The 20604-nt window shown below is 69.0% G+C and carries 19 protein-coding genes; 10 read left to right on the top strand and 9 right to left on the bottom strand.

Annotation, left to right across the window (positions count from 1 at the left end):
* Window positions 1-3: 3 nt before the first annotated feature.
* A complete protein-coding gene (purN, locus tag AC1Q5A_RS01460; protein ID WP_492697536.1) occupies window positions 4-666 on the bottom strand; it encodes a phosphoribosylglycinamide formyltransferase in 663 nt (220 codons plus the stop codon).
* 8 nt (window positions 667-674) lie between these two features.
* Window positions 675-1724 carry a phosphoribosylformylglycinamidine cyclo-ligase gene (gene purM / locus AC1Q5A_RS01455; RefSeq protein WP_492697534.1) on the bottom strand — a complete coding sequence of 350 codons (1050 nt, stop codon included), beginning with the start codon at window positions 1722-1724 and terminating at the stop codon, window positions 675-677.
* 151 nt (window positions 1725-1875) lie between these two features.
* Here purM and AC1Q5A_RS01450 point away from each other — a divergent pair, with 151 nt between their 5' ends.
* The 3 genes from AC1Q5A_RS01450 (at window position 1876) to hda (ending at window position 4856) form a co-directional block, all read left to right on the top strand.
* The gene (locus tag AC1Q5A_RS01450) at window positions 1876-2859 is read left to right on the top strand and encodes a DUF8605 domain-containing protein (RefSeq protein ID WP_492697532.1); all 984 of its coding nucleotides are present in this window, start codon (window positions 1876-1878) and stop codon (window positions 2857-2859) included.
* Between the two features lie 126 nt (window positions 2860-2985).
* Complete coding sequence (locus tag AC1Q5A_RS01445; protein WP_492697530.1) at window positions 2986-4161, top strand: AI-2E family transporter; 1176 nt, start codon at window positions 2986-2988, stop codon at window positions 4159-4161.
* Window positions 4158-4856, top strand: a complete 699-nt coding sequence (gene hda, locus AC1Q5A_RS01440) for a DnaA regulatory inactivator Hda (RefSeq protein WP_492697529.1) — start codon at window positions 4158-4160, stop codon at window positions 4854-4856. The genes AC1Q5A_RS01445 and hda overlap by 4 nt, the downstream gene beginning before the upstream one ends.
* Window positions 4857-4909: 53 nt before the next feature.
* Here the strand turns inward: hda and AC1Q5A_RS01435 are convergent, their stop codons facing one another.
* Complete coding sequence (locus tag AC1Q5A_RS01435) at window positions 4910-5713, bottom strand: inositol monophosphatase family protein (protein ID WP_492697527.1); 804 nt, start codon at window positions 5711-5713, stop codon at window positions 4910-4912.
* A gap of 114 nt (window positions 5714-5827) precedes the next feature.
* Here AC1Q5A_RS01435 and AC1Q5A_RS01430 point away from each other — a divergent pair, with 114 nt between their 5' ends.
* On the top strand, window positions 5828-6586 hold the full coding sequence (locus AC1Q5A_RS01430) for an RNA methyltransferase (RefSeq protein WP_492697525.1): 759 nt from the start codon (window positions 5828-5830) through the stop codon (window positions 6584-6586).
* Window positions 6587-6740: 154 nt separating this feature from the next.
* On the opposite strand, the gene AC1Q5A_RS01425 is transcribed toward AC1Q5A_RS01430, so the two are convergent.
* On the bottom strand, window positions 6741-8063 hold the full coding sequence (locus tag AC1Q5A_RS01425) for a hemolysin family protein (protein WP_492697523.1): 1323 nt from the start codon (window positions 8061-8063) through the stop codon (window positions 6741-6743).
* A 132-nt stretch (window positions 8064-8195) separates the two neighbouring features.
* Between AC1Q5A_RS01425 and AC1Q5A_RS01420 the strand changes: the two genes are divergently transcribed.
* Window positions 8196-8444 (top strand): hypothetical protein, encoded by a 249-nt coding sequence (locus AC1Q5A_RS01420; protein WP_492697521.1) that lies wholly within the window; start codon window positions 8196-8198, stop codon window positions 8442-8444.
* A 15-nt stretch (window positions 8445-8459) separates the two neighbouring features.
* On the opposite strand, the gene AC1Q5A_RS01415 is transcribed toward AC1Q5A_RS01420, so the two are convergent.
* A complete protein-coding gene (locus AC1Q5A_RS01415; protein ID WP_492697519.1) occupies window positions 8460-8864 on the bottom strand; it encodes a hypothetical protein in 405 nt (134 codons plus the stop codon).
* 68 nt (window positions 8865-8932) lie between these two features.
* Here AC1Q5A_RS01415 and AC1Q5A_RS01410 point away from each other — a divergent pair, with 68 nt between their 5' ends.
* From AC1Q5A_RS01410 to AC1Q5A_RS01390, 5 genes are all read left to right on the top strand, one after another.
* The gene (locus tag AC1Q5A_RS01410; protein WP_492697517.1) at window positions 8933-9274 is read left to right on the top strand and encodes an MGMT family protein; all 342 of its coding nucleotides are present in this window, start codon (window positions 8933-8935) and stop codon (window positions 9272-9274) included.
* A 74-nt stretch (window positions 9275-9348) separates the two neighbouring features.
* A complete protein-coding gene (recQ, locus tag AC1Q5A_RS01405) occupies window positions 9349-11163 on the top strand; it encodes a DNA helicase RecQ (RefSeq protein ID WP_492697515.1) in 1815 nt (604 codons plus the stop codon).
* A gap of 180 nt (window positions 11164-11343) precedes the next feature.
* Window positions 11344-12768, top strand: a complete 1425-nt coding sequence (locus AC1Q5A_RS01400) for a sugar porter family MFS transporter (protein ID WP_492697514.1) — start codon at window positions 11344-11346, stop codon at window positions 12766-12768.
* 168 nt (window positions 12769-12936) lie between these two features.
* Complete coding sequence (locus AC1Q5A_RS01395) at window positions 12937-13959, top strand: LacI family DNA-binding transcriptional regulator (RefSeq protein WP_492697512.1); 1023 nt, start codon at window positions 12937-12939, stop codon at window positions 13957-13959.
* Window positions 13960-14135: 176 nt separating this feature from the next.
* On the top strand, window positions 14136-17018 hold the full coding sequence (locus AC1Q5A_RS01390; protein WP_492697510.1) for a sensor domain-containing protein: 2883 nt from the start codon (window positions 14136-14138) through the stop codon (window positions 17016-17018).
* A gap of 92 nt (window positions 17019-17110) precedes the next feature.
* On the opposite strand, the gene AC1Q5A_RS01385 is transcribed toward AC1Q5A_RS01390, so the two are convergent.
* From AC1Q5A_RS01385 to AC1Q5A_RS01370, 4 genes are all read right to left on the bottom strand, one after another.
* Complete coding sequence (locus AC1Q5A_RS01385) at window positions 17111-17527, bottom strand: YybH family protein (protein WP_492697508.1); 417 nt, start codon at window positions 17525-17527, stop codon at window positions 17111-17113.
* A 90-nt stretch (window positions 17528-17617) separates the two neighbouring features.
* Complete coding sequence (locus tag AC1Q5A_RS01380) at window positions 17618-18232, bottom strand: GNAT family N-acetyltransferase (RefSeq protein WP_492697506.1); 615 nt, start codon at window positions 18230-18232, stop codon at window positions 17618-17620.
* A 97-nt stretch (window positions 18233-18329) separates the two neighbouring features.
* The gene (locus AC1Q5A_RS01375) at window positions 18330-18671 is read right to left on the bottom strand and encodes a hypothetical protein (protein ID WP_492697504.1); all 342 of its coding nucleotides are present in this window, start codon (window positions 18669-18671) and stop codon (window positions 18330-18332) included.
* Window positions 18672-18877: 206 nt separating this feature from the next.
* On the bottom strand, window positions 18878-20569 hold the full coding sequence (locus tag AC1Q5A_RS01370) for an alpha-amylase family glycosyl hydrolase (RefSeq protein WP_492697502.1): 1692 nt from the start codon (window positions 20567-20569) through the stop codon (window positions 18878-18880).
* Window positions 20570-20604: the final 35 nt, after the last annotated feature.

Raw genomic sequence — 20604 nt, 5'->3', positions numbered from 1 at the left:
GCTTTAAGGAACGAGGCCGTCGTCGCCCAGCCGCAACGGGGTCGACAGCGGCTGCCCGTCGAAGCGCGGCGCACCATCCCATTGCAGCCGCCCCGCGGCCAGCAGGTTCAGCACCGCCGGCAGCAGCCGGTGTTCCAGCGGCAGCAGGCGCTGCGCCAGACGTTCCTCGTCGTCGCCGGCCTCGATCGCCAGGCGTGCTTGCGCGATCACCGGGCCGCCGTCCAGCTCGGCGGTGACGAAATGCACGCTGGCGCCGTGCTCGGCATCGCCGGCTTCCAGCGCGCGGCGATGGGTGTGCAGGCCGCGGTATTTCGGCAGCAGCGAGGGATGGATGTTGATGATCCGGCCCACCCACGGCTTCAGCGCCTCGCCGTCGAGGATGCGCATGAAGCCGGCCAGCACCAGCCAATCGGCGCCACTGGCGGCAATGCGCCGGAACAGGTCGAGGTCGAATGCGCGGCGGTCGGGGTAGCTGCGCGGATCCAGCGTCAGGGTGGGGACGCTGGCCGCCTCGGCCAGGCGCAGCGCGCCGGCGCCGGCCTTGTCGCTGCCGACCAGCACGAACTCGACCGGCAGTTCGCCGCGCGCGCGCGCCTCGAGCAGCGCAGCAAGGTTGCTGCCGCGCCCGGAGGCGAGCACGGCGACTTTGGCTGGCATGGCCGGCACCGAACGGATCAGCCGATATGCACGCGTTCGTCGCCCTGCGCGGGCACGATCGCGCCGATCACCGAGCTGGCCAGGCCGTGCTTGGCCAGCAGCGCGGAGGCGGCGGCCACCGCGTCGCGCGGCAGGATCACGGTGAAACCGACGCCGCAGTTGAACGTGCGCCACATTTCCCCGCGCGCCACGTTGCCTTCGCGCATCAGCCAGTCGAATACCGGCGGCAGCACGATGGCGGACGCGTCCAGCGCGATGCCGAGGCCGTCCGGCACCACCCGGATGATGTTTTCCTTGAGGCCGCCGCCGGTGATGTGGGCCATGCCGTGGACCTGCTCCGGCTGTGCGCGGAGCAGGTCGAGCATGCTCTTGACGTAGATCGTGGTCGGCGCCATCAGCGAGTCGACCAGTTTCACGCCGCCGAGGTCGAGCTCCAGCCCGCCATTGTCGGGCGTGCAGCCGGCGCGCTCGAGGATCCTGCGGATCAGCGAATAGCCGTTCGAGTGCGGTCCGCTGGAGGCCACGCCCAGCACCACGTCGCCGGCCACGATGGCGTCGCCGGCGAGCATCCGCGACTTCTCCACCGCGCCCACGGTGAAGCCGGCCAGGTCGTATTCGCCCGGCGGGTACATGTCCGGCATCTCGGCGGTCTCGCCGCCGATCAGCGCGCAGCCGGCCAGTTCGCAGCCCGCGGCGATGCCGCCGACCACGGCGGAGGCGGTGTCCACGTCGAGCTTGCCGGTGGCGAAGTAGTCGAGGAAGAACAGCGGCTCGGCGCCCTGCACCAGCACGTCGTTGACGCACATGCCGACCAGGTCGATACCGATGGTGTCGTGGCGGTGCAGCGTCTGCGCCAGCTTCAGCTTGGTGCCCACGCCGTCGGTGCCGGAGACCAGTACCGGCTCGCGGTAGCGGCCGCTCAGGTCGAACAGGCCGCCGAAGCCGCCCAGGCCGCCCATCACCTCGGGGCGGAAGGTGCGCTTGACCAGCGGCTTGATGCGTTCGACCAGCGCATTGCCGGCGTCGATATCGACGCCGGCGGCGCGGTAGGTGAGGGCGTCAGACATGGCGGGAACCGGCGTGGACGAAACGCGCAATTCTAGCAGCTTGCGGCGCCGTTGCCGGCCGGCCGCCGTGGGTTTGGTGACCGCCGGCATGGACGCTGGGGGCGCGATTGGGCAGACTTCCCGGGAGCTTCCCCTCAAAGATGCCCCTTCCATGCGCCTGTCACGCCTGCTGATCGCCACCCTGCTGCTGGGCCTCGCCATATTGCCGCCGCTGCACGCGCAGGCGGCAGCGGGCTCGCCGTACTCGGTGGTGGTGCCGCTGGCCGACACCAGCGACGCGCAGCGCGACCAGGCGTTCGCCACCGCGCTGGGCCAGGTGCTGGCGCGGGTCGCCGGCGGCCAGGACCTGCGCAGCAACCCCGGCTACGCCGAGGCGCTGGGTACGGCGGCCTCGATGGTGCAGAAATTCCAGTACCAGCGCGCCGCGACCGGGCTGGTACTGGACGTGGAGTTCGAGCCCGGCGCGGTGCGCCGGCTGGTGTCGAAGCTGGGCGTGCGCAGTGCCGGCATCAAGCCGCCGGTACTGCTGCTGGTGCGCGGCAGTGACGGTCGCCTGCTCGATCAGGCGGCGCTGGCCGGCCTGGCCGCAACCGCCGGGGCGCGCGGCACCAACCTGGCCTACCCCGACGCGGCCAATCCGCCGGACGTGGCCAAGGTCGCCGCCACCGATCCGGCCGCGCTGGCGGCGATCAACCAGCGCTACCACACCGGCCTGGTCCTGCTGGGCAAGCTGCGCGACGGCGGTGCCGACTGGACCCTGGTCTCGGGCGGCCAGGCGCAACACTGGAGCGACCAGGGCACCACGGCCGTCGTGCTCGGCGATGCCGGCCATGGCTTGGTCGATCGGCTCGGCAAGCAGCTCAACGTGATCGGCGCCGGCCCCAGCGAAGGCAAGCTGTGGGTCAGCGGGCTCGAATCCGCGATGGATTACGCCAATCTGATGGCGACCCTGCAGGAGGACCCCTCGGTGAAGCAGGTACAGACGCTGGGCGCGCAGAACGACGGCGTGCTGCTGCACGTGAAGGCCTCCGTACCGATGGGCGCGCTCGCCGCGAACCTCGCCGCCAGCGGCCACCTGCTGCTGCAGGGCGAGCCACATGCGGGCGCGGACGAGAACCTGCGCTGGCTGCACTGACGGGATACGAATTCCCCGCACAATCCCCGTGCGGACTTTTCCAATGATGCGAGTCCCTCGCAAGAACCCGCCCATCCCGGGCCGGACTCTTCGGACGGATGACCATCCCTTGCCGGGGCGTATCGGGTGAATCAGGACAAGGACATCTCGCGCCGCTGGCAGCTGCTCGCCATTGCGGCAGTCATCGTCTACCTGCTCTGGCTGCTGGCGCCGGTGCTGATGCCGTTTGCGGTGGCCGCCATGCTGGCCTACCTCGGCGATCCGCTGGTCGACCGGCTGGAGCGGCTGCGACTGAACCGGACGTGGGCGGCCACCATCGTGTTCGTGGTGATCATGGTGGCGGTGGTCGGCGTGCTGCTGCTGCTGATCCCGCTGATCGCGCGCCAGATCGAGAACCTGGTCAGCAACCTGCCGCGCTACGGCGACTGGGCGCAGAACACCGTGTGGCCATGGCTGCAGGCCCGCCTGCACCTCGATCCGCATACCTTCGACAGCGATCGCCTGCTGGCCGCGGTCAAGGGCCACCTCGCCTCGATCGGCGGCGTCGCCACGGCGGTGCTGGGCAAGGTGTCGCGCTCCGGGCTGGGCATCGTGGCGTGGCTGGCCAACCTGGTGCTGATCCCGGTGGTGGCGTTCTACCTGCTGCGCGACTGGGACCGGATGGTGGCGAAGATCGACGGCATGCTGCCGCGTTCGATCCAGCCCACCATCGCCTACCTGGCCCACGAGTCGGACAAGATCCTCGGCGCGTTCGTGCGCGGCCAGTTGCTGGTGATGCTGGCGCTGGGCGTGTTCTACGGCGGCGCCCTCGGCGTGGTGGGGCTGACCGTGGGGCCGCTGATCGGCATGGTCGCCGGCCTGCTCAGTTTCGTGCCGTACCTGGGCTTCATCATCGGCTTCGTCGCGGCGATCGTGGCCGTGCTGGTGCAGTACGGCGACTGGACACACGTGCTGATGGTCTGCGGCGTGTTCGCGGTCGGCCAGCTGCTGGAAGGCTACGTGCTGGTGCCCAAGCTGGTCGGCGACAAGATCGGCCTGCACCCGGTGGCGGTGATGTTCGCGGTGCTGGCCGGCGGCTACCTGTTCGGCTTCCTCGGCGTGCTGCTGGCGCTGCCGGCGGCATCGGTGATCATGGTGCTGCTACGCTACCTGATCGAGCGTTACCGCATGAGCGAGCTGTACAACGAGGCGGGCCCGGAGGATCCGGTGATCGCCGAGGTGGACGTCACCGTACACCGGAATGGCGGCGTCGAAGCGGACACCGTCGCGGCACCTGCGCCGGACGACCGCCGCGCCCCATGATCCCGCAGCTGCCGCTCGCGCTGCGCTGGCCGCCCCGCCAGCGCTTCGACCATTTCCACGCCGGCGCCAACGCCGCCGCGCTGGCCGCGGTGCGGGCGCTGGCGCTGCAAGCCGGTGCGCCGTGGGTCTACCTGCACGGCCCCGCCGGCAGCGGCCGCAGCCACCTGCTGATGGCCGCCTGCCAGGCGGCCAGTTTGGCGGGGCGGCGCGTGCAATACCTGCCGCTGGCGACGTTGACGGATTGCGCGGCGGCATTGCGCGGCGTCGCCGGCAGCGAGCTGCTGGCGCTGGACGACATCGGCGTCATTGCCGGCGATAGCGATGCGGAGCACGCGCTGTTCGACCTCTACAACCGCACCCGCGCCGAAGGCAACGCACTGCTGTTCGCCGCCGATGCCACGCCGGCCCGGCTTGGCATCGAACTGCCCGACCTGCGCTCGCGCCTGGGTGCCTGCACCCAATTCGCGCTGAAGCCGCTCGACGACGACGAGCGCCGTGCCGTGCTGAAAGCCCAGGCTGCCGCGCGCGGCATCGAGCTGGACGACAGCGTGCTGGACTGGCTGTTCGCCCGCTACGCCCGCGACCTCGGTGCGCTGCTCGACCTGCTCGACCGGCTGGATCAGGCCTCGCTGGCGGCGCAGCGGCGGATCACCATTCCGTTCCTGCGCGAATTCCTGCGCGATGCGGCATCCTGAAACGACGAAGGCGCCCGCAGGCGCCTTCGTCTGTTTCCACGGAACCGGCCCGCTCAGGCCTTCAACAACCCCGGCGTCGCCTGCTGGCCGATCGCGTCGGTCAGCGCCTTCGCCACATTGAGATTGCCGGCGATGAGGTTGCCGCTGGCCGGGATGCCGTCGCGGCCGGCGAAGTCGCCATAGCGACCGCCGGCCTCGTGCACCAGCAGCACGCCGGCGGCCATGTCCCACGGCTTCAGGCCGATCTCGAAGTAGCCGTCGTAGCGGCCGGCGGCGACGTAGGCGAGGTCCAGTGCGGCGGAGCCGGAGCGACGGATATCCTCGGCCTGGCCGAGGATGGCGCGGGTCATGTCCAGCTGCGCGGCGAGGTGTTCGCGCTGGCGGAACGGGAAGCCGGTGGCGATCATCGCGCCGCCCAGGTTCTCGCGCTTGCCGACGCGCATGCGGCGGTCGTTGAGGTAGGAGCCGTCGCCCTTGCTGGCGGTGTACAGCTCGTCGCGCAGCGGGTCGAACACCACGGCGTGGATCGGCACGCCCTTCTCCAGCAGCGCGATGGACACGCTGAAGTGCGGGATGCCGCGCAGGTAGTTGTGGGTGCCGTCCAGCGGATCGATCACCCAGGTCAGCGGGCCTTTGCCGATCGCGCCGCTTTCCTCGGCGAGGATGGCGTGGTCGGGGTAGGCGCGGCGCAGTTCCTTGACGATTTCCGCCTCGGCCAGCTTGTCGACCTCGGAGACGAAATCCATCTGCTGCTTCTCGACGACGTGCAGGCCGTCGATGCGGTTCATGTAACGCAGGATCACGTTGCCTGCGGAACGGGCGGCGCGCGCCGCGATCGTGACGTGGGGTCGGGCCATGGGTATCGACTTTGGAAGAGAGCGGGGCTGCGGCCGGCGATTCTAGCAGAGGCGGGTCCTGGCCGCCCCGCGTCCACTATCCTTGTCGACCCGACCCACCCATCCGCCCAGCGCATGACCGACCTCCACGACCTCGCCGCCCGCATCCGCTACGTGCTGGTGCGCACCTCGCATCCCGGCAACATCGGCAGTGCGGCGCGGGCGATCCGCACGATGGGCTTCGCGCGGATGGAGCTGGTCGCACCACACCGTTTTCCCGATCCCGAGGCGAACGCGCTGGCCGCCGGCGCGGACGACGTGCTGGCCAACGCCGGTCTCCATGCCGGGCTGGTCGATGGCCTGGCCGGCAGCAGCCTGGCGCTGGGCCTGTCGGCGCGCCGGCGCGGCGTGAACCTGCCGGAGCTCTCGCCGCGCGAGGCGGCCCGGCAGGCGCTGGCGGCGGCGACGCGCGGCGAACAGGTGGCGCTGGTGTTCGGCAACGAGCGCACCGGGCTGGAGAACGAGGAACTGGCGCGTTGCCACGCGATGGTGCGGATTCCCAGCGTGGACGACTTCAGCTCGCTCAACCTGGCGCAGGCGGTGCAGGTGATGGCCTATGAACTGCGCATGGCGATGCTCGGCGACGAACCGCCGGCGCGGCCGCCGGAGCACGATGAGCCGCCCGCCGACGCCGCGCAGATGGAGCAGTTCTACCGCCACCTGGCGCAGACGCTGGACGACATCGATTTCCACAAGGGGCGCGAGCCCACCACGATCATGCTGCGCCTGCGCAAGCTGTTCCAGCGTGCCCAGCCGGACGCGCGCGAGCTGCGCGTGCTGCACGGCATTCTTGCCGATGCGCAGCGGATGGCAGGGCTGGCCAACGGCAAATAACCGGCCTTGCTCCCTCCCCTGCGCAGCAGGGGAGGGCTGGGGTGGGGTTCGCTCTTGATTTCGGCTCTGGGCAAGCTCGGGCTACTCCCTCACCTGAAGGACTCCCTGCGGTCGTCAACCTCCCCCTGCCAGGCAGGGGGAGGAGCCATGGTCCCTACTGTTCGTCGTCCGATGGCTCCAGCGACGGTGCCTGCGTCACCAGCAGCTTGTCGATGCGGGCACCGTCGAGGTCGACCACCTCGAAGCGGATGCCGTGCCAGGCGAACATCTCGCCGGTCTGCGGCACGTGGCCGAGGGCGGTCATCACCATGCCGGCGGCGGTGCGATAGCCGTGTTCCTCCTCGCCCGGCAGCTCGCCGATATGCAGCAGTTCGCGCAGGTCGTCGGTGGACAAGCTGCCGTCGATCAGCCAGCTGCCGTCGGCGCGCTGCATGATCGGGCCGTCCTCGCTGCTGCCGGCGTGGCCGATCTGGCTGGCGCCGACCACGGCCGCCAGCAGGTCGTTGACGGTGACCACGCCCTCGATGTCGCCGTACTCGTCAACCACCAGCGCCAGCGGCGTCTCGGCGTCGCGGAACTCTTCCAGCAGGTCCAGCGCGCGGGCGGTGGCGGGTACGAACAGCGGCTTGGCCAGGTGCCCGAACAGCTCCGGCGTGCCCTCGGCGAAGCTGTGCAGCAGCAGTTTGACCTCGACCACGCCGACCACCTCGCTCTCGTCGCCGCGGTATACCGGGTAGCGCGAGTAGGGGGTTTGCCGCATCACCTCGATGTTCTTCTCGCGGCTGGCGGCGATGTCCAGCCAGGCGATGCGCGTGCGCGGGGTCATCACGCTGTCCACCGTGCGGTCGCCCAGGCGCAGCACGCGGTTGACCATGTTGTGCTCGTCGGCGTCGAGCACGCCCTGTTCGGCGCTCTCGGCCACCAGCAGGCGGATTTCCTCCTCGGTGACCACGCCGCCGCCCTGCGGGTTGACCCGCAGCAGGCGCAGCAACTGGTTGCTCGACGCATTCAGCAGCCACACGAACGGCGCGGTCAGCCGCGACAGCAGCAGCATCGGGATCGCCACGTACGACGACACCTTTTCCGGCGCCGCCAGAGCCAGCCGTTTGGGTACCAGTTCGCCGACCACGATCTGGATGAACGAGATCAGCGCGAAGCCGAATACGATGCCGATGACCCGCGCATACGGCAGCAGCCATTCCGGGGACGTGCCCCGCAGTGCGGCGGCGATGTGGCCGCCCAGCGCATCGCCGGCCACCGCGCCGGTGATCAGCATGACCAGGGTGATGCCGACCTGCACGGTGGACAGGAAGTGCTCCGGCGCCTCGGCGTGGCGCGAGGCCGTGGCGGCCTTGCGGCTGTTTCGCGCCATCTGCCTGAGGCGGCTCTTGCGCGAGGCCACCAGCGCCATCTCCGACAGGGCGAAGAAGCCGTTGCACAAGGCCAGCACGAGGACGAGCGCGATTTCGGTCAGCATCGCGGCGATGACGGGGGAGGCTGCATGGGGACAGTGTAAGGGCTGCGCGGGCCGCAGTTCATCCCTGCATTGATGCAGGGCAGCACGGCGGTTCTGTAACATGATTGTTACGTATTCCCGGGCATGGCCAGCATGTTTTTACTGCAGACGATTTTCGGCGAAGGCGACAAGTTCTGCGAATTGTTCGAACAAAGCGCCGCCACCGTGTGCGAAAGCGCCGGCGCCCTGCACGAGCTGCTGACCCGGCCCGACCGCGGCGCGATGATGGCGGCGTTCACCGTCACCCGCGCGCGGGAGAAGGCGCTGGCCGCGCAGATCAGCGAGGAACTGGTGAACACCTTCGTCACCGCGCTCGACCGCGAGGACATCGAAAAGGCTTGACGGCGGACTAAGTGTCTACAGCGAATCCTCGCCGAGCGCGATGAGCCGTTCCAGCTGGTCGCCGAGCATGCCCAGTTCGCGCACCACGCGCTGCAGCTCGGTGGCGTCGAGGAACTCGTAGGGGCGGTTCTCGCACAGGTGCAGGTAGGGCGAGCCGTCCAGGTCGGTGACCGCGAGGAAGCCGGTGCGCTGCTGCCAGTTGAAGCGCAGGCAGCGGCCTGGATCGACGCCGGCAAGCGGCCCGATCGGGGTGGAGATGCGCAGGTAGCGCCGCCCCGATTCGTCTTCCAGCTCGGCCAGGTAGATGCCCTGGCTGTGGCCCTGCGCCAGTTGCAGGTCGAAACTGATCAGGTACGGATCGTTCTGGCGCAGTTCGTGCTGGCTGCCGATATGGGAACGCACGGCTTCGAAGTGGCGCATGCGGCGGCTTCCGCTGGCGAAGGTCGGAAGCTACTCTGCCACGACCCACCGCCTGCGTCGCGTGAACCATGCATGAGGCCGCCACCCGCATCTACGCCGCCATCGCCGCGATACCGCGCGGCCGGGTCGCCAGCTACGGCGCCATCGCCGCCCGCGCCGGCTTGCCGGGGCGGGCGCGGCTGGTCGGCCGGTTGCTGGGCGAGGTGCCCGACGGCATGGAATTGCCGTGGTACCGCGTGCTGCGCTCCAGCGGGCACATCGCGATGCCGCCGGGCAGCCGTGGTTTCCGCGAGCAATCCAGGCGATTGCGGGCGGAAGGCGTGGAGGTGAGGAACGGCCGGGTGCCGCTGTCGCGGTTCGGCCTGGATGGCGATCTCGACCACGCGCTGTGGGGCATGCCGGACGCTTGACCGGCGACGCCGCCGACGGGTCGCCACAGCTTTTCCCGGCGGCCGGGTCGGGCGGGTTTGCTAGCATGTCGTCGATGAAAGCCTCCGCCCTCGACCTGCTGCAAAGCGTTTTCGGTTATCCCAGTTTCCGCGGCCAGCAACAGGCCGTGGTCGAGCATCTCGCCGAGGGCGGCGACGCGCTGGTGCTGATGCCCACCGGCGGCGGCAAGTCGCTGTGCTACCAGATCCCCGCGCTCATGCGGCAGGGCACCGGCGTCGTGGTGTCGCCGCTGATCGCGCTGATGCAGGACCAGGTCGATGCGCTGCGCGAGGCGGGCGTGGCGGCCGCCTATCTCAACTCCAGCCTCGGCGCTGAAGCGCAGCGCCAGGTCGAACGCCAGCTGCTGGCCGGTGAGCTGAACCTGCTCTACGTGGCGCCCGAGCGCCTGCTCACGCCGCGCTTCCTGGCCCAGCTCGAGCGCACCGAAGTGGCGCTGTTCGCGATCGACGAGGCGCACTGCGTGTCGCAGTGGGGCCACGACTTCCGCCCCGAGTACCGCGAGCTGGCGGTGCTGCACCAGCGCTTCCCCGACGTGCCGCGCATCGCGCTCACCGCCACCGCCGACCCGGGCACCCGCGAGGAGATCGTCGAGCGGCTGTCGCTGCAGGGCGCGCGGCAGTTCGTGTCCAGCTTCGACCGGCCGAACATCGGCTACCGGGTCGGCCTGCGCCACAACGCGAAGCGCCAGCTCACCGAGTTCCTGCAGGGCCACCAGGGCGAATCCGGCATCGTGTACTGCCTCAGCCGGCGCAAGGTGGACGACACCGCCGCATGGCTGGCCGAGCTGGGCGTCGAGGCGCTGCCGTACCACGCCGGTCTCGATGCGGCGACCCGCGCGAAGAACCAGCAGCGCTTCCTGCGCGAGGATGGCGTGGTGATGGTCGCCACGGTGGCGTTCGGCATGGGCATCGACAAGCCCGACGTGCGCTTCGTGGCGCACCTGGACCTGCCGCGCAGCATCGAGGGCTACTACCAGGAGACCGGTCGCGCCGGCCGCGACGGCCTGCCGGCCGAGGCGTGGATGATCTACGGCCTGTCCGACGTGGTCACCATGAGCCAGATGATCGCGCAGTCCGAATCGGCCGACGAGCGCAAGCGGGTGGAACGGCAGAAGCTGGAGTCGCTGCTGGCGTATGCCGAGGCCACCGACTGCCGCCGCCAGCTGTTGCTGGGCGCGTTCGGCGAAAACCATCCGGGCTCCTGCGGACATTGCGACAACTGCCTCGCGCCGCCGAAAACCTGGGACGCCACCGTGCCGGCGCAGAAGGCGCTGTCGGCGGTGTACCGCACCGGCCAGCGGTTCGGCTCCGGCCACGTCATCGACGTGCTGCGCGGCGAGGAGACCGAGCGTGTGCTGAGCCTCGACCATCACCGGCTCAGCACCTTCGGCGTCGGTGCCGATCTCGACGAGAAACAGTGGCGTTCGGTGTTCCGCCAGCTGCTCGCCGCCGGCTTGCTGGAGGCCGACGCTGAAGGCTACGGCACCCTGCGCCTGACCGCCGCCAGCCGCAGCGTGCTCAGCGGCACCCGGCCGGTGAAGTTGCGCGAGGACGCCCGCCCGGAGCGCGCCAGCCGGCGTCGCCGCGACAGCAAGCTGGTCACAGGCGGCAGTCTCGGCATCGAGGCGTACGAGCAGGATCTGTGGGATGCGCTGCGCGCCTTGCGCACGCAACTGGCAAAGCAGCAGGGCGTACCGCCCTATGTGGTGTTCCACGACGCCACCTTGCTGGCGATGCTGCGCGCGATGCCGGCCAACGAGGACGAGCTGGCCGGCGTCAGCGGCGTGGGCGACGCCAAGCTCAAGCGCTACGGCCGCGACTTCCTCGCGGTGATCAACAGCCCTGCGTAGGGCGGACACTGTCCGCCGGCTCTCCCCGGCGTGGCGTGGTGCGGAGCGGAGCAGGGGCGCCGGGCCCATGCCCGCCCTGCCGGGCGAAGCGGGCGACTGCATACGTATTCAGCCGGACACGATCAAGTGCCACGGTGCAGACTCGGGCGCATCTTGATGCCATGACGTTGGGGAGACGCGATGGGCACGATCGACATGACGGGCGACGGGTTGGGCCAGCGTGCCACCGCGCGGGTGGTGCTGATCTCGGCGGCGGCGGCGCTGGGCGGGTTCCTGTTCGGTTTCGACACGGCGGTGATCAACGGCGCGGTCGACGCGGTACGCGGGGGCTTCGCGCTCGACGCGGCGCAGATCGGCTTCGCGGTGTCCTGTGCGCTGCTCGGCTCGGCCGTGGGCGCCTGGTATGCCGGCATGCTGGCGAACCGCTTCGGCCGCGTGCGCACGATGCAGGTGGCGGCGGCGCTGCTGGTGGCCAGCGCGCTGGGCTCGGGCCTGGTGACCGGGGTGTGGGACCTGGTCCTGTGGCGGCTGGTCGGCGGCATCGGCGTGGGCGTGGCCTCGGTGATCGCGCCCACCTACATCGCCGAGGTGTCGCCCGCGCACATCCGCGGCCGGCTCGGCTCGATGCAGCAGCTGGCGATCGTGCTGGGGATCTTCGCCGCGCTGCTCAGCGACGCGTGGCTGGCCGGCGTGGCCGGCGGCGCGGCGCAACCGTCGTGGCTCGGCCTGGCGGCCTGGCGCTGGATGTTCCTGGTGGCGACGCTGCCGGCGCTGGTCTACGGAACCCTGGTGCTGGGCGTGCCGGAATCGCCGCGCCACCTGGTCGCCAAGGGTCGCCTCGACGAGGCCCGCGTGGTGCTGCGCAACGTGCTGAACATGCACAACGAGACCGCGCTGGACAACAAGCTGCGCGACATCGCCGACAGCTTGCGCTCGGAACACCAGCCGCGCCTGAGCGACCTGCGCGGCAAGGCGGCCGGCCTGCTGCCGGTGGTATGGGTCGGCATCCTGCTGTCGGTGTTCCAGCAGTTCGTGGGCATCAACGTGATCTTTTACTACTCGTCCACCCTGTGGCACTCGGTGGGCTTCAGCGAGGCCGACTCGTTCACCATCACCGTGGTCACCTCGATCGTCAACGTGCTGGTCACCCTGGTGGCGATCGCGCTGGTGGACAGGATCGGCCGCAAGCCCCTGCTGGTGGTCGGCTCGGCCGGCATGGCGATCACCCTGGGGCTGATGGCGTGGTGCTTCTCGCAGGCCACCGGCAGCGGCGCCACGCTGAGTCTGCCCGGTGCCACCGGCATGGTGGCGCTGGTCGCGGCGAACGCCTACGTGGTGTTCTTCGGGGTGAGCTGGGGTCCGGTGGTGTGGGTGCTGCTGGGCGAGATGTTCCCGAACCGGATCCGCGCCACCGCGCTGGCGGTGGCTGCGGCGGCGCAGTGGCTGGCCAACTTCGCGATCACCAGCACGTTCCCGGCGCTGGCCGAGCTGGGCCTGACCATGGCCTACGGGCTGTATGCCGGCTTCGCGCTGCTGTCGCTGCTGTTCGTGCTGTACGCGGTGCGCGAAACCAAGGGCATCGAACTGGAGGACATGCACGCATGAAGGCCCCGGAGCAGGCCCCGTCCCGCCAGGCCGCCGCGCCGCATGCGCCGGACTGCGCCTGCCGCGAGGCGCGGCGGGCGGTATACGACAGGCGGCGCGCAAACCGGCTAGGATTCGGGGGCGCCGGCGTCGTGCCGGGCGGCAGGTGGACTCCGGGTCAGGCTGCGGATGAAGGGAAAAGCCACATCGATCGACATTGCCCACCTGGCCGGGGTGTCCCAGGCCACGGTGTCGCGCGCGCTGCGCGGCAGCCCGCTGGTCAATGAGGAAACCCGGCGGCGCATCCAGGCCGCCGCCGAGCAGCTCAACTACAAGGTCGACAAGAACGCCTCCAACCTGCGCCGGATGCACACCGGCACGCTGGCGCTGCTGTTCTTCGAGGACCCCACCGCCGACGAGTCGCACATCAACCCGTTCTTCCTGTCGATGCTGGGCTCGATCACCCGCGCCTGCGCGCTGCAGGGCTACGACCTGCTGATCTCGTTCCAGCAGTTCTCGCGTGACTGGCACGCCGATTTCGCCGACAGCAAGAAGGCCGACGGCCTGATCCTGCTCGGCTACGGCGACTACCTGGCGTATACCGACAAGCTGGAAAAACTGGTCGCCCAGGGCACCCGCTTCGTGCGCTGGGGCGCGGTGCTGTCGGACCAGCCCGGCGTGTCGATCGGCTGCGACAACTTCCGCGGCGGCCAGGCGGTGGCCGAACACCTGCTGGAACGCGGCTGCCGCCGCATCGCCTTCCTCGGCGACGCGTCCAGCCACTACCCGGAATTCTTCGGGCGCTATCGCGGCTACGTCGACGCGCTGCAGCAGGCCGGGGTGGAAGTGGACCCGGCGCTGCAGGAAAACGCCGAGAGCACCGAGCGCTCCGGCTACGAGGCGATGCGCAGCCTGATCCTGCGCGAGGTCGGCTTCGACGCGGTGTTCGCCGCCAGCGACCTCATCGCGATCGGCGCCATGCGCGCGCTCGGCGACCACGGGCTGCGAGTGCCGCAGGACGTGGCGATGGCCGGCTTCGACGACATCCCCATGGCCAGCTTCGTCAACCCGCCGCTGACCACCGTGCTGCAGGACACCAAGCAGGCCGGCGAAGTGCTGGTCGACAGCCTGCTCAGCCTGATCCGCGGCCAGCCGGCCGACAGCGAAGTGCTGCCGGTGAAGTTGATGGTGCGCCGTTCCAGCCTGCGCTGAGAGGTTGTGGATTTTTCAACCTCGAAGCCCGGCCATGTGCCGGACTCGCGACGGAAGAAACCAACAAGAAGTGGTTTTCTTCACAAGTGCTGGGTCCGTCATTGCGGCCTTCACACGCGGTCGCTTAATCTGCATACGCTGTTCAGGTCCCTTCGCATGACAGGGTCTAACGCGCCATGGAACGCACTCCGTCGGAACCGGGATTTTACCAGGTGTTCGAGCGCATCACCGATGCCTACGTGGCATTGGACAGGGACTGGCGCTACACCTACCTCAACGCGAAGGCCTGCGAACTGCTGGGGCGTCGCGCGAAGGATCTGGTCGGCCGCCACATATGGACCGAATTCCCCGAAGGCGTCGACCAGCCGTTCCGCCGCGCCTATGAGCAGGCGATGGCCGAGCAGCGGCCGTTGCAGATCGAGGCGTACTACCCGCCGTACGAACGCTGGTTCGAGAACCGCATCTACCCGTCGGCTGATGGGCTGACCATCTATTTCCTCGACATCACCGAGCGCAAGCGGGCCGAGCAGGAGCTGTTGCAGCAACAGCGCATGCTGACCCAGGCCCAGCAGGTGGCGCGCATCGGCAGCTGGGAGTGGGATATCGCGGCCAACCGGGTGACCTGGTCGGCGGAGCTGTATCGCATCTACGGCGTGGCTCCGGGGCAGCATGCGGCCACGTTCGAGGGCTACCTGGCGCTGGTGCACCCGCAGGACAGCCAACGCGCGCGACAGCTGATCGAGCAGGCGGCCGTGGATCACCTGCCGTTCGAGTTCGAGGAGCGCATCGTGCGCCCGGACGGCGCGGTGCGTACCCTGTTCAGCCGTGGCGCGGTGGATGTCGACGAGGCTGGCCGCGCGATCCGCATGGTGGGCGCGTGCCAGGACATCACCGAACGCAAGCGCGCCGAGCAACTGGAGGCCGGTCAGCACGAGATCCTCGCCGGCATCGCGGCGCAGCGCCCGCTGGTGCAGAACCTCGAGCAGATCGCGCACCTGCACGAGGAGATGAATCCCGGCGCGCTGTGCTCACTGCTGCTGCTCGACGAGAGCGGCCGGCATGTGCTGCATGGCGCCGCGCCGAGTCTGCCCGACGCGTACAACCGCGCGCTGCACGGGCTGGAGATCGGCGATGCACACGGTTCCTGCGGCACCGCCGCATGGCGCGGCGAGCGCGTAGTGGTGGCCGACATCGCCACCCATCCATACTGGGAAAATTACCGGTCGCTGGCATTGGCGCACGGTCTGCACGCGTGCTGGTCCACGCCCGTGCGCGGCAGCGGCGGCCAGGTGCTGGGCACCTTCGCGGTGTACTTCCGCGAGCCGCGCGAACCGCGCCCCGAGGAGTTGCGCAGCATCGACCGCATGCTGCCGATCACCGGCATTGCGATCGAGAGCGAGCGGCTGACCTGTCGCCTGCGCGAGCGCAACCGCTTCTTCGAGATGTCGCTGGAGATTTTCTGCATCCTCGATCCGCGCACGCAGCGGCTGGTGCAATTCAACCCCTCGCTGTCGCGCGTCACCGGCTACGCCGCCGACGAGCTGAAGTCGCGCAGCTACCGCGAGTTCCTCCGCACGGAAGATGGCGGCACCGACACGGATCCGATGCTGCAGCGGGATGCCGCCGGGCAGCCGGTATGCGACTTCGTCAACCGCTGCGTCTGCCGCGACGGCAGCGAGCGGCTGCTGGAGTGGGTCTCGTTCGACGCACCCGACGGGCTGCTCTATGCGGTGGCCCGCGACATCACCGAGCGGCGCCGGATCGAGGCGGAGCTGGCCTATGCGTCCAGCCACGACCTGGTCACCGGGCTGCCGCACTATCTGCTGCTGGAACAGGCGGTGGAGGGGATGCTGCGCGATCCGGGCGGATCGATCTCGGTGCTGGCGATCGGGCTGGACCGTTTCCAGCTGGTCAACGCCTCGGTCAGCCATGCCGCCGGCGATGACGTGCTGCAGCGGCTGGCCGCCCGCCTGCAGGCCGTGTCGGGCGGGCAGGGCCAGATCACCCGCGTCGCCGGCGACGAATTCGTGGTGGTTGCTGCCGGACTGTCGTCCGCTGACGCGCTGGACCTGGCCGAACGGTTGCGCCAGGCCGTGGCTGAACTGCTGGAAGGGCCCGGTTACCGCCTGCGGCTTACCGCCAGCGTGGGCATCAGCCACTCCCCCGCCCACGGCCGCGACCCGAAGATCCTGCTGCGCCGCGCCGAGGCGGCGCTGTATCAGGCCAAGCAGGAAGGGCGCGACTGCGTCGTCGAATTCTCCGCCGCCGAGATGCAGAACCTGGAGGACCGGCTGCAGCTCGGCAACTACCTGCGCGACGCCATCCGGCTCGGCGAGCTGGAGCTCTACTACCAGCCGCAGTACCGCGCTGCCGACCGCTGCATCGCCGGCTTCGAGGCCCTGCTGCGCTGGAACAGCCGGCAGCTCGGCCAGGTGCTGCCGGGCCGCTTCATCCCGGTCGCCGAGGCATTGGGCCTGATGCCCGAGATCGGCGAATGGGTGATCGACGCCGCCTGCCGGCAACTGCGCGAATGGCTGGATCGCGGCTATCGCGACTTCACCCTGGCGGTCAACGTGGCGGCGCAGCAGCTGCAGCGCCCGGGCCTGGTCGGCCAGGTCGCCGGCGCACTGCGGCGCTATGCGGTGCCGCCGGCGATGCTCGACATCGAGATCACCGAGAGCACCTTCATGGAGAACGTGTGGCGGGTGCGGTTGAGGCTGGCCGAGCTGAAGGCGCTGGGCATCCGGTTGTCACTGGACGACTTCGGCACCGGCTATTCCAGCCTGGCCTACCTGAAGCAGTTCCCGATCGACAAGCTGAAGATCGACCAGAGCTTCGTGCGCGGCCTGCCGCTGGATGAGGCCGACGCGGCGATCGTGCGCACCATCATCGCCGTGGCCCACGAGCTGAACATGCGCGTCGCCGCCGAAGGCGTGGCGACGGGGCCACAGGCCGATTTCCTCGCCGCCGCCGACTGCGACGAACTGCAGGGCAACCACCTTGGCCCCGCGCTGCCCGCGGCGTCGGCCGAGGGATGCTTCAGCCCGGTATCCGTGTAGCCGTCAGGCGGCCACGGCGTAACCAGGACCGCGCAGTTGGCGGTGTCGTGCAGGCTTGCCGGCGCCCGCCGCGTGTCGAAAAGCCCGAGAGGCTACTGCGGCCGCGACGCGACGCCCTCGATGATGTCCGTGTTCTGCGAATCGATGATCAGCCACCGGCCGTGCGTGTGCTGCAGCAGGTTGAGCAGGATGCCGCGGCGTACCGGCAGCGGCGCGCCGCCCGGATCGACGTGGCCCTCGAGCGTCCAGCGGCAGCGTGCGATCGCCAGTTGTGGCGACGGGAGGCGCACGGCCACTTCGCCGATGTCCAGCCGGCTGTGGCGGAACAGCGTGGCGTGGGTGAACTCATGGGCGGCCCGGATCTCGGCGCGGCCCTTCCACCACAGGCCGACCACGTTGACGAACTCCGCATCCGGCGCGAACAACGCGGCGAACGCATCCATGTCATGCCGGTTCCAGCATGCCGCGAACGCGGCGACCACCTGTTCCACCTCGCTGCCTGCCGACATGGCCGATCCTTCCGTCATGGTTTCGCCAGACACGGTATCACCCGCGCGACGGGCCGGATGTTGCGGCATGCCGCGGATTGCGTGCGACTCTCAGGGGCGCGGTGGCGAACCCGCGAGGGGGCGGGCCATCAGGATGTCCCGTTGCGGGTCGCTACCCAGCGCGAAGACGTGGTCGCCGACCTCGACAAAGCCGCATTTCCTGTAGAACGCGATCGCCCGCGGGTTGCGCTCCCATACGCCCAGCCAGGCCACGTCCGAGCCGCGTGCCCGCAGCGCCTCGAAGCAGGCCGCCATCAGCTCCTGCGCGATCCCCCGGCCATGCCACCCGCTGGCCACGTACAGCCGCTGGATTTCGCCGGGAGAGGTGGCCGCGACACAATCCGGAGCATCACCCCAGCGCAGCTGGGCGAACCCCACCAACCCTTCGTCGCCCTCGCACAGCAGGGTGAGCATGCGCGGGTCGGCGATCTCGCCCGACTGGATCGCCGCGCCGTAACTGGTGCGGCAGTGGAGGTCCATGTCTTCGGGCGTATTCGCGGCACCGAAGGTACTTCGGAAGGTCGCCTCGGCAAGCCGCGAGAGCGGTTCTGCGTCGACTAGGCTGGCTGGTCGGATGACGGGCAACGTGGTCTCTCGCGAGTGCTTGATGTCTGGGCGAGATGCCGTCTGGCGACATTCGATGCTGCAGGCGCCGATGCGTACCACGCATCACCGAGGACAACATGATGACCAGCAAAAGCCTGAAAGCTCAAGGCAAGAGCGTCATGAGCCTGGGGTTGACGGGGAGTCTCTTACGGACTGGTTAGCGTGCAACCTTGTCCTCGGCTTGCAAGTTGGTTACTGACAGAACTTTGTAGACCTTGAGCACATGCTTGGAAGCACCGAGGTTACAGTAATGGCCTTTGACGCTGAGGTTGCCTTGGACGACAACCTCTGCCGTGCCTGATTGAGTAGACGGGAGCTGTGCTTTAGTCATCTCGGCGCTGTTGACGCACCAAGCCTCGTCGGAACCTACTGGCGTGAACGAGGAGCTCTCAAAGTTGTAGAAGTAGCTGCCCCTGTAAATTTGTGGCGACGACTGCGTAGCGCAACCGGCAAGGAACAGGCTTGAAGAAACGAACAACCCGGTTACGAGATTCTTCATTTGCACGCTAACGCCAAGTAGACCCTACATCGGGGCATATGCACCGATGATCTGTCCCGGGGCAGTTGGCCGTCAAGCAAGGGGAAACGTCATGTGGTCAGTGCCTTGCCGATCGATGGCACAGGCAGCGAGGCCCGCGGCTCTGCCGCATATCGCGATGCGAGGCGCTGATTTTATCGCCCCGTTTCGCAGGATATGCACCAGCCTCAATGCGCCGGATGCCCACGCTCCTGCATCAGCCGCGTCAGCTCCGCCACCAGGTCCGCGCGCCTTGCCGTGGCATCCAGCAGATAGACCTGCACGTCGTGCGCGGGAACGCTGGCATGCAGGCGGCCTCCTTTGGCCACGTCGATCGCGGCGCCGCCGAGCGCCGGTGTCCAGCGGCCGGGCTGCAGGTAGTCGGCGATGTCGAATGACGCGGCGGCATCGCCCTTGTTGAGCAGCACCAGCGCGATCTGGTGCATGTCGCCTTTCTGGTACACGCGGTAGAACGCGGCCTGGTTGCCGGCGAAGCGCAGCGGCAGCATCAGGCCGCGCTGCAGGGCGGGGGTGTTTTCGCGCAGCTGGGCGATGCGCTTGAGCTGCCGGTAGATCGGGCTCTGCGGCGCGGCGTCGATGCGCTGCTGTCCGTAGTAGTTGCGGTTGCCCTGGTGCTCGGCCTTGCCGCGCTCGAAGCCGGTCTCGGAGCCGTAGTAGATGGCTGGGATGCCGCGGGCGGTGAACAGGAAGTTGTTGGCGTCGATGAAGCCAGCGTCGGTGGCGTTCAGTCGGGCCATGTCGTGGTTGTCGTAGAACGTGACCAGCTCGTACGGGTTCTGGTACGGGCCGTTGGTGAGGTAGAGGCGGTCGAGCAGGTGGGCGTAGTCGCTGTCCGGGTGCTCGAACACGTCGCCTAGGCGGCCGCGCAGCGGGAAGTCGAGCACGCTGATGGCGCCGTTCTCGGGCCAGGTGTACTGGCCGATGTTGTCCGGGCTGTAGTCGAACGCCTCGCCGAACATGAAGAAGCCGGGGTGCTTCGCGCGGATGCGCGCGCTGAACTGCTTCCAGAACGCGGTGGACATGTGGCTGATGGTGTCGATGCGGAAGGCATCGGCGCCCTCGCCGATCCACTGCTCGTAGGCGCCCACGAAGTAGTCGAGCACGGCCGGGCTCTGGTCGTCGTTGTTGGACAGCTGCACCAGGTCGTCGTAGGCGTGGTAGAAGCGGTGCAGCGGGTTGCGCACCGGGTCCAGCTTGTACGGCGGCAGGTTCTGCTGGTCGGCGATCAGCCTGCCGTCCTTGTCGAAGATCTGGCCGTACTGCGGTTGCCGCACCGGCATGCTGAAGGCGGGCGAGCCGTGGTTGACCACGATGTCCTGCACCACCTTCAGCCCGGCCGCATGCATCTTCGCGGTGAACTGGCGGAAGTCGAGGCCCTTGCTGGGCAGGTGTTCGTCGAGCTTGTAGAAGTTGACGCCCCAGTAGCCGTGGTAGCCGGTCTTGCCGCGGTCGGTGAACTTCGAACCCCAGCTCACCGGGTCGCCGCCGGTGAACGCCTCGTCGGGGTTGTCCACGATCGGGGTGATCCATACCGCGCCGAAGCCCATGCCGCGAATGTAGCCGGCGTTGTCGAGGATGCCCTTGAAGTCGCCGCCGAGGTAGCCGATGTTCGCGCTTTCGCCCTTGGGAGCGCCAGGCACCGGGATGTCGAAGGTGCGATGCGCGCCGCCCTGGTCGCGGTGGTCGTTGCTGGGATCGCCGTTGACGAAGCGGTCGGTCATCACGAAGTAGATCGCGTTCGACGCCATCTGCGCGTCGGTGCCGACGAATTCCGGCACCGATGCGGCCGGCGCGGCGGCATGGGCGAGGCCGCAGGCGAGCGCGGCGGCGATGGCGGTGAGCAGGCGTGGCGTGGGCATGGTTCGGGATCCGCGATGCAGGATGGGTGGCGGGC

It is taken from the genome of Rhodanobacter sp. GW835-FHT13D09 (assembly GCF_058793995.1).
The sequence above is the reverse complement of the archived record's forward strand: the minus strand, read 5'-3'. Positions and strand labels throughout refer to the sequence as shown.